This window comes from Frischella japonica (assembly GCF_014489845.1).
GTDB lineage: Bacteria > Pseudomonadota > Gammaproteobacteria > Enterobacterales > Orbaceae > Frischella > Frischella japonica.
Genome location: NZ_JABURY010000021.1, coordinates 224,550 through 238,845 on the forward strand (window position 1 = coordinate 224,550; position 14,296 = coordinate 238,845).

The 14,296-nt window shown below is 38.8% G+C and carries 17 protein-coding genes; 12 read left to right on the top strand and 5 right to left on the bottom strand.

Annotated elements, in window-relative coordinates; translation table 11 throughout:
• The first annotated feature begins 55 nt into the window (after positions 1–55).
• The 6 genes from flgM to FcAc13_RS11810 all read left to right on the top strand — a co-directional run bounded on the left by flgM (position 56) and on the right by FcAc13_RS11810 (position 7,497).
• Positions 56–373, top strand: coding sequence for a flagellar biosynthesis anti-sigma factor FlgM (gene flgM / locus FcAc13_RS11785; RefSeq protein WP_187756408.1), 318 nt, complete (start codon positions 56–58; stop codon positions 371–373).
• The gene (locus FcAc13_RS11790; RefSeq protein ID WP_187756409.1) at positions 373–810 is read left to right on the top strand and encodes a flagella synthesis protein FlgN; all 438 of its coding nucleotides are present in this window, start codon (positions 373–375) and stop codon (positions 808–810) included. The genes flgM and FcAc13_RS11790 overlap by 1 nt, the downstream gene beginning before the upstream one ends.
• A 153-nt stretch (positions 811–963) precedes the next feature.
• The gene (flhB, locus tag FcAc13_RS11795; RefSeq protein WP_187756410.1) at positions 964–2,121 is read left to right on the top strand and encodes a flagellar biosynthesis protein FlhB; all 1,158 of its coding nucleotides are present in this window, start codon (positions 964–966) and stop codon (positions 2,119–2,121) included.
• Entirely contained in the window at positions 2,114–4,201 is a 2,088-nt protein-coding gene (flhA, locus tag FcAc13_RS11800) for a flagellar biosynthesis protein FlhA (protein ID WP_187756411.1), read from the top strand. The genes flhB and flhA overlap by 8 nt, the downstream gene beginning before the upstream one ends.
• Before the next feature lie 378 nt (positions 4,202–4,579).
• Positions 4,580–7,120: a CdiA family toxin C-terminal domain-containing protein gene (locus FcAc13_RS11805; RefSeq protein ID WP_187756412.1), complete on the top strand. Its 2,541-nt coding sequence runs from the start codon at positions 4,580–4,582 to the stop codon at positions 7,118–7,120.
• Positions 7,117–7,497 carry a hypothetical protein gene (locus tag FcAc13_RS11810; protein WP_187756413.1) on the top strand — a complete coding sequence of 127 codons (381 nt, stop codon included), beginning with the start codon at positions 7,117–7,119 and terminating at the stop codon, positions 7,495–7,497. The genes FcAc13_RS11805 and FcAc13_RS11810 overlap by 4 nt, the downstream gene beginning before the upstream one ends.
• Before the next feature lie 45 nt (positions 7,498–7,542).
• Here the strand turns inward: FcAc13_RS11810 and FcAc13_RS11815 are convergent, their stop codons facing one another.
• Complete coding sequence (locus FcAc13_RS11815) at positions 7,543–7,689, bottom strand: SymE family type I addiction module toxin (protein ID WP_187756414.1); 147 nt, start codon at positions 7,687–7,689, stop codon at positions 7,543–7,545.
• Here FcAc13_RS11815 and FcAc13_RS11820 point away from each other — a divergent pair.
• Both FcAc13_RS11820 and FcAc13_RS11825 read left to right on the top strand, forming a co-directional pair.
• A complete protein-coding gene (locus tag FcAc13_RS11820) occupies positions 7,683–8,384 on the top strand; it encodes a restriction endonuclease fold toxin (RefSeq protein ID WP_223064602.1) in 702 nt (233 codons plus the stop codon). The two genes, FcAc13_RS11815 and FcAc13_RS11820, sit on opposite strands and share 7 nt — an antisense overlap.
• Positions 8,385–8,393: 9 nt before the next feature.
• Positions 8,394–8,798 (top strand): Imm7 family immunity protein, encoded by a 405-nt coding sequence (locus tag FcAc13_RS11825; RefSeq protein WP_187756415.1) that lies wholly within the window; start codon positions 8,394–8,396, stop codon positions 8,796–8,798.
• A 49-nt stretch (positions 8,799–8,847) separates the two neighbouring features.
• Here the strand turns inward: FcAc13_RS11825 and FcAc13_RS12465 are convergent, their stop codons facing one another.
• Positions 8,848–8,991: a SymE family type I addiction module toxin gene (locus FcAc13_RS12465; RefSeq protein ID WP_187756439.1), complete on the bottom strand. Its 144-nt coding sequence runs from the start codon at positions 8,989–8,991 to the stop codon at positions 8,848–8,850.
• 309 nt (positions 8,992–9,300) lie between these two features.
• Between FcAc13_RS12465 and FcAc13_RS11835 the strand changes: the two genes are divergently transcribed.
• Together FcAc13_RS11835 and FcAc13_RS11840 are read left to right on the top strand one after the other, a co-directional pair.
• Positions 9,301–11,688, top strand: coding sequence for a hypothetical protein (locus tag FcAc13_RS11835; RefSeq protein ID WP_187756416.1), 2,388 nt, complete (start codon positions 9,301–9,303; stop codon positions 11,686–11,688).
• Positions 11,658–12,077 carry a DUF7878 domain-containing protein gene (locus FcAc13_RS11840; RefSeq protein WP_187756417.1) on the top strand — a complete coding sequence of 140 codons (420 nt, stop codon included), beginning with the start codon at positions 11,658–11,660 and terminating at the stop codon, positions 12,075–12,077. Before FcAc13_RS11835 ends, FcAc13_RS11840 begins: the two co-directional genes overlap by 31 nt.
• 108 nt (positions 12,078–12,185) lie before the next feature.
• Here the strand turns inward: FcAc13_RS11840 and FcAc13_RS12470 are convergent, their stop codons facing one another.
• Entirely contained in the window at positions 12,186–12,368 is a 183-nt protein-coding gene (locus tag FcAc13_RS12470) for a SymE family type I addiction module toxin (RefSeq protein WP_343066793.1), read from the bottom strand.
• 40 nt (positions 12,369–12,408) lie between these two features.
• Here FcAc13_RS12470 and FcAc13_RS11850 point away from each other — a divergent pair, with 40 nt between their 5' ends.
• The gene (locus tag FcAc13_RS11850; protein ID WP_187756418.1) at positions 12,409–13,383 is read left to right on the top strand and encodes a cysteine peptidase family C39 domain-containing protein; all 975 of its coding nucleotides are present in this window, start codon (positions 12,409–12,411) and stop codon (positions 13,381–13,383) included.
• Complete coding sequence (locus tag FcAc13_RS11855; protein WP_187756419.1) at positions 13,380–13,778, top strand: hypothetical protein; 399 nt, start codon at positions 13,380–13,382, stop codon at positions 13,776–13,778. Before FcAc13_RS11850 ends, FcAc13_RS11855 begins: the two co-directional genes overlap by 4 nt.
• A gap of 47 nt (positions 13,779–13,825) precedes the next feature.
• Here the strand turns inward: FcAc13_RS11855 and FcAc13_RS12475 are convergent, their stop codons facing one another.
• Complete coding sequence (locus FcAc13_RS12475; protein ID WP_187756441.1) at positions 13,826–13,948, bottom strand: SymE family type I addiction module toxin; 123 nt, start codon at positions 13,946–13,948, stop codon at positions 13,826–13,828.
• 100 nt (positions 13,949–14,048) lie between these two features.
• On the bottom strand, positions 14,049–14,296 hold a 248-nt coding region (locus FcAc13_RS11865; RefSeq protein WP_187756420.1), incomplete at its 5' end, for a hypothetical protein.

A 14,296-nucleotide genomic window follows, 5' to 3' on the forward strand; every position in this document is an offset into this window, starting at 1 on the left:
TGCCGATAATCATATTGAGCAAATGTTTAAACTAACAATAATCAAGAGAAATGTTATGAGTATAGAGTCAACTAAACCCGTTTTAACAATAACCGGAACGATGAACCGAGATTTAATTAATGCTCAGCCAAAACATCCAAGTCAACCGCTGCAAGCTGAACACGCTGTAGCGGCCAGTACCAATGTTAGTTTAAAAGAGACATCATCATTATTGGTTTCACCAACCAATGACATCAATATGGAAAAAATTGCTAAAATTAAACAGGCAATTGAAGCCGGCGATTTAGTCATTAATACAGCTAAAATCGCTGATGCATTACTCAAAAATTCTCTCGAAGAAATCACCTATGAAATGGATTTTGAAGGTGAATAATGATGGTTGAAATCCATAATGTTTTAAACAAAATGGTCGAAATATTACAACAATTAATAGAGATACTTCATACAGAACAAATGATCTTACTGGAAAGTAATCCTGCGCATAAATTAAGTAATATTATTGATGAAAAAAATCAATTATTGATTAGCTTAAAAATTCTTGATGAACAGCGTATTGCTATGGGTAAACAGCAGAAAATCGAATCACCTTATCATGATAATCCATCATTATCCTGTCAGTGGGTATCGATTGTTGAAACGACGGCATTATTAGCGCAAATGAACCGTGAAAATGGTGCAATTTTACAAAATCGTATGGATAAAGCGCAACAAGCAATTGATTTTTTGAATAAATTAAATAATCCCAACGTTTATACTAATGGTGGTTATCAACCGACAGAAACGGTTTCAACTACCCGCGCTAAAGTTTAATCAACACCTTGCTTAGCGAGGTGTTAACCTCGTTAAACGCTAAAAATACGTAACAAAATGATGTCTTTTCTTGCCAATAGTGTGCGTGATTTAGCGCGATACTGATCCCTCTGCATAACCTTTATTGTTATTCACATCGAGAGTCGTGCCATTATGGCAAATGATAGTGATTTAGAAAAAAGTGAACAGCCAACCGATAGCAAACTAAAAAAAGCCAAAGAAGAAGGGCAAATTCCCCGATCGCGGGAATTGACCTCAGTAATCATTCTTTTAGTGGGGCTGGCATCATTATATTTTTTTGGATCGCAAATGAGCGCAAGTTTAACAATGATGATGCAGCAAGGTATGGTCGTTAGTCAGTTTGGCAATGATGAAAAGTTAATGCTGATCAATTTTATGCATTCATTGCAGACAGGATTCTGGTTAATCGTACCAATTCTATGTGCTTTAGTTATTGTGGCATTATTCGCCCCGATGTGTATAGGTGGTTTATTATTTAGTAGTAAATCCATGCAATTTGATCTTAAACGTTTGAACCCTGTCAGCGGTTTTAAGCGAATATTTAGCAGTAAAATCATTGCTGAATTATTAAAAGGCTTACTCAAAGTGTTATTAATTACCTTGATGACAGGGGGATTTTTATGGGCGACCTTGCCGACAATACTTTCATTGCCGAACACATTTTTTGTACATGCATTAAGTCAATCAATGAATTTGATTCTATTTTGTGGGGTGTTAGTTGTGGTATCACTAGCACCGATGGTTGGTTTTGATATTTTTTATCAATTTTGGAGCCATTTAAAAAAATTAAAGATGACAAAGCAAGAAATTAAAGATGAATTTAAGGAGCAAGAGGGGGATCCACAATTAAAAGGACGCATACGGCAAATGCAACAAAGTATCGCTAGGCGCCGTATGATGGGCGATGTGAATAAAGCCAATGTGATTATTACTAACCCAACTCATTATGCAGTGGCTCTTCAGTATGATGAAAAGACCATGCATGCTCCTAAAGTTCTTGCCAAAGGAGTTGATAAAATCGCACTTAAAATTAAGCAATTGGCTAGCGAACATCAAATTCCTCAATTAGAAGCACCACCATTAGCACGCGCGCTATATCGGCATAGTGAAGTCGGTGAAACAATCCCGGCTGAATTATATGCAGCGGTTGCGCAAGTTTTGGCTTGGGTATATCAATTAAAACGTTGGCACCAGCGTGGTGGTACAGCACCGGTAAAACCGCAGCATTTACCGGTACCGACATCACTTGATCCAGCAGTCAAAAAAGGACATCGCCAATCTCATGAATAAATCACCATTATTTGCTTTTTTTGCTAAGCATAACTTAAAAAATGTTCACTATCAGGTATTGGCCGGACCTTTATTAATCCTACTAATTTTATCGATGATGGTGTTGCCGTTACCACCTTTTCTTTTAGATTTATTTTTTACATTTAATATTGCTTTAGCAATTATCATTTTGATTGTGGCGTTATTTACCCGTCAGGTATTAGATTTTGCTGCATTTCCAACGGTTTTGCTGTTTGCTACATTATTACGACTGTCGTTAAATGTAGCATCAACGCGAGTGGTCTTACTACATGGTCATACTGGTAGTGATGCAGCGGGACGAGTAATTGAAGCCTTTGGACATTTTTTAGTTGGCGGAAATTTTGCCATTGGCATTGTGGTATTTATTATACTGGTCATTATCAATTTTATGGTGATTACCAAAGGTGCTGGACGTATTGCAGAAGTTGGTGCACGCTTTGCGTTAGATGGTATGCCGGGTAAACAAATGGCAATCGATGCTGATTTAAATGCTGGATTAATTGGTGAAGATGAAGCGAAAATCCGCCGTGCTGAAGTCACGCAAGAGGCGGATTTTTACGGTTCAATGGACGGAGCGAGTAAATTTGTTCGCGGTGATGCTATTGCTGGTTTACTGATTATGGCCATTACCATTATTGGTGGTTTATTGGTAGGGGTTGCGCAACATGGTTTGGCAATTGGTGAAGCTGCGAAAACGTATGTATTACTTACTATTGGCGATGGGTTGGTGGCTCAGATTCCATCATTAATCATTTCTACTGCGGCTGGCGTTATTGTAACACGGGTGGCTTCAGAGCAGAATATTAGTGAACAGATGCTCGGGCAATTATTTAATAACCCACAAATTTTAATTTTAGCCGCATTAGTGATTGGTTTATTGGGCTTAATTCCTGGTATGCCCAATATCGTTTTCTTATTATTTACGGGGGGATTAGTAACATTAGCTTGGTGGGTAACAACGCGCCAGAAAAAATCACAAACAGCATTAAATGAGCCGGTTCCTCCACCTGCAACCACTCCTTCCACAGTAGAAGCAAATTGGTCAGATGTAATTATTGAGGATGCACTGGCGATGGAAGTTGGTTATGGATTGATTCCGATGGTTGATCAAGCGCAAAATGGCGAACTGTTAGGGCGTATTCGTAGCCTACGCAAGAAGTTTGCGCAAACGATTGGTTTTTTACCACCGTCGGTACATATTCGCGATAATTTATCACTCAATCCTTATCAATATAAATTTTTAATGAAAGGGGTGGAGATTGGTAACGGCGAAATTCAAAATAATAAGTGGTTAGCTATTAATCCTGGGCATGTATCAGAAACCATCGAGGGGATCAGCACCACCGAACCGGCTTTTGGTTTACCGGCAATTTGGATTGATAGTCATAATAAAGAAAATGCTCAGATTTTAGGTTATACCGTTGTAGATGGCAGTACCGTGATAGCAACTCACCTAAACCATTTACTACAACAATATGCGGGTGATCTTTTCGGTCGTCAGGAAGCGCAAGAATTAATTAATCGCATTAAACAAGATCTACCAAAACTCGTCGAAGATTTGATTCCTTCCGTGGTAACATTAACAGTATTTCATAAAGTGTTACAAAATTTAATTGCCGAACAAGTTTCGATTCGCGATATGCGTACCATTATTGAAACGCTCTGTGAACATGCCCCTCAGCAAACTGATCCGACGGAGCTAATCAGCATTGTGCGTGTGGCTTTAGGACGCGCCATTACTCAACAGTGGTTTGCCGGTAAAGATGAGATACAGGTAATCGGAATTAACATGGGGTTAGAACGAATACTATTACAAGCAATGCAAAATGGTAGTGGATTAGAGCCCGGTTTAGCTGAACGGATTGTTGAGCAAACACAACAGGCCTTAGCACAGCAAAATATATTAGGCGCACCACCGGTGTTATTGACGAATCATACATTACGACCGATGCTGTCTCGTTTTTTACGGCGGCATTTCACGCAGTTAATCGTATTAAGTCATCTAGAGATTAGCGAACATCGGCAAATTAAAATGACAGCACAAATTGGCGCTGAGTAGTTGTGTTTGTAATTGTATGGATGCGTATAACATAGTTATTTTGATAATCTTTACTGGATATGTAACATATCAAATCTTGAAGGAACAAGCCTTATCTTCGCTTTAACCTAACGGCATTGGCAGGTGATTTCATAAAACGATGATAATAGAATGTTACGATATTTTATTCAGATGTAAGATTTACATAGTTATTAAAAATCTCCGTTAAAATCGGAGCAGATCAAATAAAATGGTTTTATGTAATTAAGGTAAAAATAGAGCCGCGCCTATCTTTTTCTTGCCCCTTCACACAGTGGCATGCTATAACTAACCGAATTCGTGTATAAAGAGTCATAACAACCATTCTAATAATAAACGCGCTAAGGAATAGCAAAGCCGATGTATCTTTATCAACTGATGTTAAAAAAGCAGTGGTTAATGTGGGAGGAAGATGAGGCGTCACAGTCCTTCTCTTATCAGCCAAAACCAACACGCATCAAGCATTTTTATGACAGTGGTTATGACGATATCGTCAACCAGCTGGTTAATCAGCCCCAAAGTTGTAAAGACTTTTACCCTGTCCTACGGCAAGTCGGTCTGCCTTATCAAAGTTATTATGACAAAATCCCGGCTAAAGTCTCGGAAACGTTAAAAACCGCATTATATCAAGAACGGGTGGTATTAGTTCAGTTGCCGGTGATTAATGGCTATTGTGGCACGGTATCTTATTCTGACGCAATTAAAGCCATGCCAATAGTTAAAAAAGAGCCGACTTTTGAGCCGGATGACAGTTGGTTGGTGGTGGATTTGCTCAATCACCCGCCAGAGCAGATTCAAATCTTTGATGCAGCAAATAACCATATCGTCACAACCACACCAACCAGCGCCGACGAGATTTTTTTAAAACATGGCGAGGTGTTTTCCCCCACTCAGGTTTTACCGAAGGTACATATCGTTTTAGGCGGTTTAGGCGGAAGCGTTGATTTGGCGCTGCGTGGTGATAAACCACTGCGGGTTAAACAACGGGCCCAAAGCTGGGTTGATGAATTGTCGAGCCTGCTGGCGTCAGGTAATTCGCCGTTTACCATTGAGCTTGATGAGGCAATGGCAAGTTTGATTAATCAAAAAGCTTTACCGCAACGAGGACTACAAGCCAAACCGGTTGATGAACAAGCCGCTTTTCGTCCGGATGAGACGGTGGGGGTGTTTTTTTATCACATGCTGGCTTTACTTAATCATACGGATTTTATTATTGCAAGGCAGCGTATCGGTAGCTGCGGTGCGGGTGAGGGTGATGGGGCAATACCGGATGTTAAAAGACTTAAACGCGCCCTGAAAGCCCTGCATGCTATCCGCCACAGTGAAGGTCAGGACAAGCCAGACTATGCGTATCACAGTGATGCGTTATCTCAAACCGCCAGCCACTATTTAGGCAGTCCGGTTGTGATGGATGGCAGTGGTGGTGATAACGATGCGGAATTAGCTTTAGTGAGTCAGGTAAAACAGGCTACGGCGGATGACCAACTGACGGATATTGCATCGCTCTATCTTAATGCCATTAAACTGCTGAAACACCTGCGCGAGCCGGGGATGATTCGGTATGTGGAAACGCGACGTGAATATCAACTTAATGTCACTCAACTTGATTATGGTTATATAGAACTGAAACAGCTGGACTTTATTCAGCTCGAACTTCATGCCAATTATCGTTATGCAATCGTTTCAGAAGATAAGGCTTATCAATTTATTGGGCGATTTAATCCGGACGGTAAAGTGCAGGTTAAAGTGCCCGCTAAATGGTCTTCAGCTAAACATTGGCAGGTTAATGCACAGGCTGTGGAAGATGATTTTGTGGCGAAACTATTTCCTAAACTGGTTAATCCAACGTGGACTTTGCAGGATAGAAATAATGCGTTTACGGGGCTGGCAAGCGGAGGAGTGTTTGGCGGCGTTACCGGTTATCTTTACGGTGACGAGATTAAAGAAACGGTGCTGGACAATCTGCCGAGAATAACCGGTGCAGCACAGGTTGCCAGTGGTATCATGAGTCTTTGCGTCGCAGCGGCAGTTGGTAGAGCGGGGGTAGGGGCGCCATTAGCGGCGGTAATTGGCTTTGTGGCATTAGATAATATTCAGGCTGGCGCGCGTTCAATGTGGAGTAATGAGGTTACCGCGACCCACGGTGGCGAGTTGATAGAATGGTCAGGATTAGTGGCTAAAGGTTATGGTGAAATCGCCTATACACTGATTGATATTGGTTTAATCAGCAAAGCCTCATCGGTAGTCAAAATGGCAACACAAACCGAAAATGTGATTAAACTGGACACAACAACCGCCGTAAAAGTCGGACAGACAATCAAACCAACCGAAGTGACAATATCCATTGACAAAATCAGCTTAAATCAGAAGAATGTGATTGAGTTAAAGGAATTTAATGTTGGAAAGGGGACGGGACAACAATTAGTATCTGATAGTTTTGTTTCAGATGTGATTTCTCATAATAAGCAAATTGGCATATTAAATAAAAAGAAGGATGGTATTTCTGGCGCTCATAATCAAGATGCATTTTTAGAATCAATTGAAATGACAGGGGCTAAAATTGTAGGACCTAGATATACTGATGCACGTTTTCCTGGTTTAATTGAATATGAATATCAACTTCCAAAGAAGGTCGCAAATGGACCAAATGCAGGTACAACTGATGGGTTTAAAAAAACTCAAACAAAAACGACTTATGATCCTAATATTTTATCTGATGCTAAAGTTGCTGACATGTCAAATAGAGCCGCAAAACAAGCAGAAAATTATTTTAGAAAAAATCCAAATGAAAATATACATGATGTTAAAATTGATGGTTATTGGTTTAGAGTAACTCATGATATTAAAAATAAAAAAATAACAAATTCATTTATTACAATACCAAAAAGGAATGCTAAATGACAGATAATACTCAGTGGATAAAAAATATTGAAAAGCCTATGCTAGAAAATAATGGTGCGGATTTATATTGTCTAATAAAATTAATGTATAAAGAACATAAAATGAATTTTTTACAATTAATTTACGACGCATCACAAGGAATTGGTTCTGTTATTTCTGAAGGAGCTGAATATGTTCTAGATCAGGATTACGATGATCCAAATGATTTTAAAGAAGTATCTTTTTTGATTGGAGATTATGAAAATTCAACAATATCACCTCAAAACTTTGTTGAGCTTATGCAGATAATATCTGATAGTTATATAGAAGCACATCCTAATGAAAAAGATTCAATAGAATTTTATATGAATAAATTAAGAGAACGTTATTCAAAATAAGAGATAAATCCCTACATAGTAGCGGGGAAAATCAACCATTTATTTTTAGACTTGCAAATCAATCTCTATCATCAACTTGCCCTGTTCAATCTTAATGATAACAGGGCAGCCCACATAAAAACCAAATTGCTCCAGCCACCTGCCTTTAATGGTCAGTTGTGGTTTGGGGTTGGGTTTTGTGCCTTGTGGCATTAGATAATATCCAGGCTGGCTCGCGTTCAATGTGGAGTAATGAGGTTACCGCGACCCACGGTGGCGAGTTGATAGAATGGTCAGGCTTATTGGCTAAAGGTTATGGTGAAATCGCCTATACACTGATTGATATTGGTTTAATCAGCAAAGCCTCATCGGTAGTCAAAATGGCAACACAAACCGAAAATGTGATTAAACTGAACACAACAACCGCCGTAAAAGTCGGACAGACAATCAAACCGACCGAAGTGACAATATCCATTGACAAAATCAGCTTAAATCAGAAGAATGTGATTGAGTTAAAGGAATTTAATGTTGGAAAGGAGGCGACGGATCTTACTAGTAAGTATTCTGGTAATTTAGTAAAAGTAAATAAACCAGATCCCGCTGCAGATGCACTTGCTCAGCGAATTGGTGGAGAATCAAGAGTTCGATTTACTAATGACATTCGTGAATTTGACGTTATTAGTGATTTATATGTGGCTCAAACTAAACCAGCACTAAAGCAGTTAAATGCGGCAGTTAGAAATCAGATGAAAGCAACATTTGAAGCAGCTAAAGAAACTAACCGCTCTGTTTACTATCATTTTGAAGGTCAGCCAGATCAGTCTATAATAAATAAACTAAATGAGTATAGTAAACGTTACGGTGTAAAAGTTGTAATAGACACAAAACCTCTAAATTTAACAAAATAAGGTAGGGAAATGGTAGAATATTATGGTTGGATAAACTTAAGGGATTCAACATACGAAAGTGATGATAAAGAAATGAATATAGTTTTGAGCAAACTATATTCATATATATCCAAATATAAATTAAATGATATATCTGGTCTTGTTAATTTACATAAAGTAAATGGTTCTTATCAGTTATTAGTCACTGGAAATACAAATCATTTATCACAGGATGTAATAGATATTTTTAATCTTTGTGAGTTCATAGCAGAAATAGCTAAAGGATCTTATGGATTATTGTATATTAGAAATGATGAGTCGGAAGACGCTTTTAATGAATTTGAGGTTTTTGTATTAGCTAGAGGAAAAATTAAAAAAGAAAAAGATCCTTTTTTATCTCCTTGTATACCAGTGATTGAAGATGATGAAGAATAATTTACAATCCTAGATCTAACTTGAGTTGGGATATCGTTTTTATCTATTCCTAGATCTTCATTGCAAGTTCTACTATCAACTTGCCCTGTTCAATCTTAATGATAACAGGGCAGCCGACATAAAACCCTATCTGCTCTAGCCACCTGCCTTTAATGGTGAGTTGTGGTCTGGGTTTTGTACCGTGTTGTATTATATTCTGGTTTTATATTATGTTGATAATGACGTGTATAACGTTTTTACGAGCGAATCATTACGTTTTTAAGATTAATTCTATTTGCTTTTGGTCATTTAGATTATGGAATGCCGGTAAAAGCATTGCCCCATGAATGACTGCTAACTGACAGAGCCGAGCTACCTTTCTTCTTGCCCTTCACACAGTGGCATGCTATAACTAACCGAATTCGTGTATAAAGAGTCATAACAACCATTCTAATAATAAACGCGCTAAGGAATAGCAAAGCCTGTGTATCTTTATCAACTGATGTTAAAAAAGCAGTGGTTAATGTGGGAGGAAGATGAGGCGTCAGGGTCTTCCTATTCTCAGGCAAAACCAACACGCATCAAGCATTTTTATGACAGTGGTTATGATGATATCGTCAACCAGCTGGTTAATCAGCCCCAAAGTTGTAAAGACTTTTACCCTGTCCTACAGCAAGTTGGTCTGCCTTATCAAAGTTATTATGACAAAATCCCGGCTAAAGTTTCGGATACGTTAAAAACCGCATTATATCAAGAACGGGTGGTATTAGTTCAGTTGCCGGTGATTAATGGCTATTGTGGCACGGTATCTTATTCTGACGCTATTAAAGCCATGCCAATAGTTAAAACAGAGCCGACTTTTGAGCCGGATGACAGTTGGTTGGTGGTGGATTTGCTCAATCACCCGCCAGAGCAGATTCAAATCTTTGATGCAGCAAATAACCACATCGTCACAACCACACCAACCAGCGCCGACGAGATTTTTTTAAAACATGGCGAGGTGTTTTCCCCCACTCAGGTTTTACCAAAGGTATATATCGTTTTAGGCGGTTTAGGCGGAAGCGTTGATTTGGCGCTGCGTGGTGATAAACCACTGCGGGTTAAACAACGGGCACAAAGCTGGGTTGATGAATTGTCGAGCCTGCTGGCGTCAGGTAATTCGCCGTTTACCATTGAGCTTGATGAGGCAATGGCAAGTTTGATTAATCAAAAAGCTTTACCGCAACGAGGACTACAAGCCAAACCGGTTGATGAACAAGCCGCTTTTCGTCCGGATGAGACGGTGGGAGTGTTTTTTTATTACATGCTGGCTTTACTTAATCATACGGATTTTATTAGTGCAAGGCAGCGTATCGGTAGCTGTGGTGCGGGTGAGGGTGAAGGGGCAATACCGGATGTTAAAAGACTTAAACGCGCCCTGAAAGCCCTGCATGCTATCCGCCACAGTGAAGGTCAGGACAAGCCAGACTATGCGTATCACAGTGATGCGTTATCTCAAACCGCCAGCCACTATTTAGGCAGTCCGGTTGTGATGGATGGCAGTGGTGGTGATAACGATGCGGAATTAGCTTTAGTGAGTCAGGTAAAACAGGCCACGGCGGACGACCAGCTGACGGATATTGCATCGCTCTATCTTAATGCCATTAAACTGCTGAAACACCTGCGCGAGCCGGGGATGATTCGGCATGTGGAAACGCGACGTGAATATCAACTTAATGTCACTCAACTTGATTATGGTTATATAGAACTGAAACAGCTGGACTTTATTCAGCTCGAACTTGATGCCAATTATCGTTATGCAATCGTTTCAGAAGATAAGGCTTATCAATTTATTGGGCGATTTAATCGGGACGGTAAAGTGCAGGTTAAAGTGCCCGCTAAATGGTCTTCAGCTAAACATTGGCAGGTTAATGCACAGGCTGTAGAAGATGATTTTGTGGCGAAACTATTTCCTAAACTGGTCAATCCAACGTGGACTTTGCAGGATAGAAATAATGCGTTTACGGGGCTGGCAAGCGGAGGAGTGTTTGGCGGCGTTACCGGTTATCTTTACGGTGACGAGATTAAAGAAACGGTGCTGGACAATCTGCCGAGAATAACCGGTGCAGCACAGGTTGCCAGTGGTATCATGAGTCTTTGCGTCGCAGCGGCAGTTGGTAGAGCGGGGGTAGGGGCGCCATTAGCGGCGGTAATTGGCTTTGTGGCATTAGATAATATTCAGGCTGGCGCGCGTTCAATGTGGAGTAATGAGGTTACCGCGACCCACGGTGGCGAGTTGATAGAATGGTCAGGCTTAGTGGCTAAAGGTTATGGTGAAATCGCCTATACACTGATTGATATTGGTTTAATCAGCAAAGCCTCATCGGTAGTCAAAATGGCAACACAAACCGAAAATGTGATTAAACTGAACACAACAACCGCCGTAAAAGTCGGACAGACAATCAAACCGACCGAAGTGACAATATCCATTGACAAAATCAGCTTAAATCAGAAGAATGTGATTGAACTAAAGGAATTTAATGCTGAAAACGGGACGACGGCGACTACAGGTAAGCAAGAGGCCATTATTCCAAATAATAATTGGGGGGCTTTAGATAATGCTTCTAAAACTGCATTTGATGCAGCAAAAAATAATGTAACTACATGGACACCAAAAGATAAACATATGGTTGGCACCACAGCTAATAGAAGTGCTCAATTTAATACAAATAATGTATCTGATATTCAAAACTTAATTAAAGAGGCATTAAACTCTCCTAATGCTAAATTTCTACCTAATAATGTCGATGGTTCTTTCAGAGTTGTAGTTGATATGAATAAACCTATTGGTACAAAAGGTCAAACAAGTATCCGAATAATAATAGGAAATGATGGAAAAATATGGAACGCATTCCCAGTAAATTCTCAATAGATATTGATTATACCGATTTATTTATCGGTGAAGTTTCATCGAATCCTCAGCTTTTTTCTGAAGTTGAGGGTAATTTATTTATTTTAATAGATAATATCCCTGTTTTTGCTGAGAATGGAATATTACTACTTGAATTGGCAAAAAAATTGAATGATTGGATTTATGAGAAACAGGGTGATTTTGAATATTACTCTATGGATTATGAAGAAGGACCAATCCTATTCTTTAAGAAGGAAATTACAGGCTATTGGCAGTTTGGTAGTATATGGATGGAAAAAGTCTATTCAGATATTGAACTATCCAAAATAGTTGTTGCAAGCAAAGAGTTTATAGATAAATTGCGTTATGAGCTTCAATTAAAAAAAGTTGATTTTAGCAATTTATTCTAATAATCATAAACGTTATGAAAAGTTTAACTATAAAAAAGATCTCAGTCTGATACAGAGATCTTTTATTGCTTTTTAAATCTGCATCGCAAGCTCAATAATTAACTTGCCCTATTTAATCTTAATAATAACAGAGCTCCCCACATAAAATCCTATTTGTTCCAGCCATCTACCTTTAATGGTCAGTTGTGGTTTGGGGTTGGGTTTTGTGCCTTGTGGCACGTAGCCGATGGTATAAAACCGCTCATTGAGTTGTGGAGCTGGTGCTTTGTCTGTGGTTGATTTAGCATAAATACTAAATAATTACCTTCACAGTAACCAGATTAAAGAAACGGTGCTGGACAATCTGCCGAGAATAACCGGTGCAGCACAGGTTGTGAGTGGTATCATGAGTCTTTGCGTAGCAGCGGCAGTTGGTAGAGCGGGGGTAGGGGCGCCATTAGCGGCGGTAATTGGCTTTGTGGCATTAGATAATATTCAGGCTGGCGCGCGTTCAATGTGGAGTAACGAGGTTACCGCGACCCACGGTGGCGAGTTGATAGAATGGTCAGGCTTAGTGGCTAAAGGTTATGGTGAAATCGCCTATACACTGGTTGATATTGGTTTAATCAGCAAAGCCTCATCGGTAGTCAAAATGGCAACACAAACCGAAAATGTGATTAAACTGAACACAACAACCGCCGTAAAAGTCGGACAGACAATCAAACCGACCGAAGTGACAATATCCATTGACAAAATCAGCTTAAATCAGAAGAATGTGATTGAGTTAAAGGAATTTAATGCTGAAAAGGGGACGACGACAAAAGGAAGTATTATAGATGGTGCTTCTGATGTAGGTTCTACCGCTAAAATTAAGATCGAATATAAACCAGAGGGAATCTATATAAATCAAACTTCACATGCATCAGGAGGAAGTAACTTATGTGGGCCAACAACCTGTACAATGACTATTATTGATAAAAAAGGTAATGTTGCAAATTTGGACTCAGTTGTAAAACAGTTTGATAATATTCGCTCGACAGGCGTTAATGTTTATGAAATGAAGGATGTGTTAATTAAAAATGGAATACCCTGTGAATCAACAATTTCATTAACTACTAATCAGTTAAGAGAATTAAGCATTAAAAATCAGTCAACAATTGTAGGAGTGAGAGCAGGAGATGGTGGGCATTTTATAATTGTTGATTCATATAAAAAAGTTGATGGAGTAGGTTATTATATGATCCGTGATCCATATAATGGTGCGATGGGAGTAAGAGCAGATCTTTTAGAAAATAAATTAAATCATAATGGAGTTATTCTTAAATGATATCAGTTAATGAGCTAATCAGTAATCCAGTTTATAATCAGAAAATATTGGTAGAAGGATGTATTGTTATTATTGATAAAAAATTGTGGCTAATTGATTTAGCCTATATAAATAATTATCCTAATTCAGTAAAAATTAGAATTATTAATGATAACCTCAAGCAAATTCTTTTGAATAGTGTTGCATTGTATAGTGGTGTTACTGCTTTGTTTCATGATGCAAAAATAACAGGGTATCTTTCTAATGAGGTTTTTTCTAATCAGCTAGATATTAATGTAATTGAATTATGCATTAAAGATGGAAATGAATGGAAACACATTGATGTTAATAATTCCGTTAAGCATATCGATATAGAAGAAAAAAGTGACCTTGATTGGCATGATTTATTTAAATAATTATTAATAATCAACACTTTAACCATCAGAGTTCTTCTTACCTATTTTTAGATCTGCATCGCAAGTTCAATCTTAATGATAACAGGGCAGCCGACATAAAACCCTATCTGCTCTAGCCACCTGCCTTTAATGGTGAGTTGTGGTCTGGGTTTTGTACCGTGTTGTATTATATTCTGGTTTTATATTATGTTGATAATGACGTGTATAACGTTTTTACGAGCGAATCATTACGTTTTTAAGATTAATTCTATTTGCTTTTGGTCATTTAGATTATGGAATGCCGGTAAAAGCATTGCCCCATGAATGACTGCTAACTGACAGAGCCGAGCTACCTTTCTTCTTGCCCTTCACACAGCGGCATGCTATAACTAACCGAATTCGTGTATAAAGAGTCATAACTACCATTCTAATAATAAACGCGCTAAGGAATAGCAAAGCCGATGTATCTTTATCAACTGATGTTAAAAAAGCAGTGGTTAATGTGGGAGGAAGATGAGGCGTCACAGTCCTTCTCTTAT

Excerpts from the sequence above, each read along its gene's own strand:
- flgM (WP_187756408.1), top strand. The coding sequence starts at position 56 with ATGAGTATAGAGTCAACTAAACCCGTTTTAACAATAACCGGAACGATG.
- FcAc13_RS11855 (WP_187756419.1), top strand. The coding sequence starts at position 13,380 with ATGATATCAGTTAATGAGCTAATCAGTAATCCAGTTTATAATCAGAAA.
- FcAc13_RS11840 (WP_187756417.1), top strand. The coding sequence starts at position 11,658 with ATGGAACGCATTCCCAGTAAATTCTCAATAGATATTGATTATACCGAT.
- FcAc13_RS11790 (WP_187756409.1), top strand. The coding sequence starts at position 373 with ATGATGGTTGAAATCCATAATGTTTTAAACAAAATGGTCGAAATATTA.
- flhB (WP_187756410.1), top strand. The coding sequence starts at position 964 with ATGGCAAATGATAGTGATTTAGAAAAAAGTGAACAGCCAACCGATAGC.
- FcAc13_RS11805 (WP_187756412.1), top strand. The coding sequence starts at position 4,580 with ATGTATCTTTATCAACTGATGTTAAAAAAGCAGTGGTTAATGTGGGAG.
- FcAc13_RS11810 (WP_187756413.1), top strand. The coding sequence starts at position 7,117 with ATGACAGATAATACTCAGTGGATAAAAAATATTGAAAAGCCTATGCTA.
- FcAc13_RS11815 (WP_187756414.1), bottom strand. The coding sequence starts at position 7,689 with ATGCCACAAGGCACAAAACCCAACCCCAAACCACAACTGACCATTAAA.
- flhA (WP_187756411.1), top strand. The coding sequence starts at position 2,114 with ATGAATAAATCACCATTATTTGCTTTTTTTGCTAAGCATAACTTAAAA.
- FcAc13_RS11825 (WP_187756415.1), top strand. The coding sequence starts at position 8,394 with ATGGTAGAATATTATGGTTGGATAAACTTAAGGGATTCAACATACGAA.
- FcAc13_RS11835 (WP_187756416.1), top strand. The coding sequence starts at position 9,301 with ATGTGGGAGGAAGATGAGGCGTCAGGGTCTTCCTATTCTCAGGCAAAA.